Here is a 1,089-nt window from a genome sequence, read left to right as displayed (position 1 = left end):
ACATCAGAACCATCGCAGGCAAGAAGCCGATACCCCTGATACAGCTTGTCTGACAAAAAGCGGCATTGCTCAACAAAGATATGGAACAGGAAATCCCATCCTTCCGGCTGAAGTTTGTATCGTTGTTGTGTAAAGGCAGATTTTGAGGGAGCAGAAAGTGAATGTTCAAAGAAATCCAGTATCTCATTGGAAACAGATTTGCTCTGCATCTGAAGCATAAACTGAATATAATCATGGAAAGTAAGTTTTCGGTTTCTGGTAAAATCACTTTCCGGATTTTTACAGAACATGAAATGAATTTCATCCAGTTCTGCAATACAGTTGTCGAGAGTCTTTTTTAAGTCAGATAAAAAATTTTGAGCCATAGGGAGCCTCCTTGAAATGTATTTATAATCAAGGCTCGCGCAACATATTTTAACTATCCTGTCAAGTTTTTTTTGAAAAAACTTGCGCCAAAAACATAGAAAACGAAGGGAAAGAATATGCAGTTATATCAGTTTGAAAAAATCTATTCACAAATGGAAAAAGAATTCGGAAAGATTCGAAAGGGAGAAGAAGAGGTATATTCCATGCTTCTGTTACCGCTGGAAGGAAATGTATTAAAAATACATAGAGAATTTCCATTATCAAACAGCAGACGCTTAAGGGAAGCGATTGCACTGGTATTATTTTACGTAAAGGGAAAATATAATGGAGAAATGATAGATACAGAAAAATTCAGGAATGAAGACAATGAAAAGCTTGAAAAAGCACTTCTCATGGCATTCGACCCTTATACGAATGAAAAGATAATGGAACTTATAGTACAGCAGAAGGAAACAGATAAAAAAACACAGGACATGCTAAAAGGCTATTATAAACTTCCAGTCATGTGCCTTTTAAGAATAAAGGATTCAATAGATACTTGGGAAAAGCAATCGGGATCAGATGGATATTTTGATTTTATAGAAAGTTACATGGGAAGCCAGATTAAAGGTTCAGAGATGAATTATACCATTATGAGCCCGGGTTTGTGGGAAATGTAACATTTCTATAGTTTTGTGAAACATAAAGATAGCGGTTCTAAAAGTAAGAACCGCCGGAAAATAG

The 1,089-nt window shown here is 35.8% G+C and carries 1 protein-coding gene and 1 pseudogene; one reads left to right on the top strand and one right to left on the bottom strand.

What is annotated here, in order from left to right; translation table 11 throughout:
- Positions 1 to 365 (bottom strand): annotated as a pseudogene (locus BN3456_RS16115) (IS4/IS5 family transposase); the annotation flags it as partial.
- Positions 366 to 482: 117 nt separating this feature from the next.
- On the opposite strand from BN3456_RS16115, the gene BN3456_RS00255 reads away from it, so the two are divergent.
- Positions 483 to 1,025: a hypothetical protein gene (locus tag BN3456_RS00255; RefSeq protein WP_089981965.1), complete on the top strand. Its 543-nt coding sequence runs from the start codon at positions 483 to 485 to the stop codon at positions 1,023 to 1,025.
- Positions 1,026 to 1,089 lie beyond the last annotated feature (64 nt).

It is taken from the genome of Clostridium sp. C105KSO13 (genome assembly GCF_001517425.1).
Lineage (GTDB): Bacteria > Bacillota > Clostridia > Lachnospirales > Lachnospiraceae > Muricomes.
This window is presented reverse-complemented; position numbering and strand designations above follow the sequence as displayed.

Excerpts from the sequence above, each read along its gene's own strand:
- BN3456_RS00255 (WP_089981965.1), top strand. The coding sequence starts at position 483 with ATGCAGTTATATCAGTTTGAAAAAATCTATTCACAAATGGAAAAAGAA.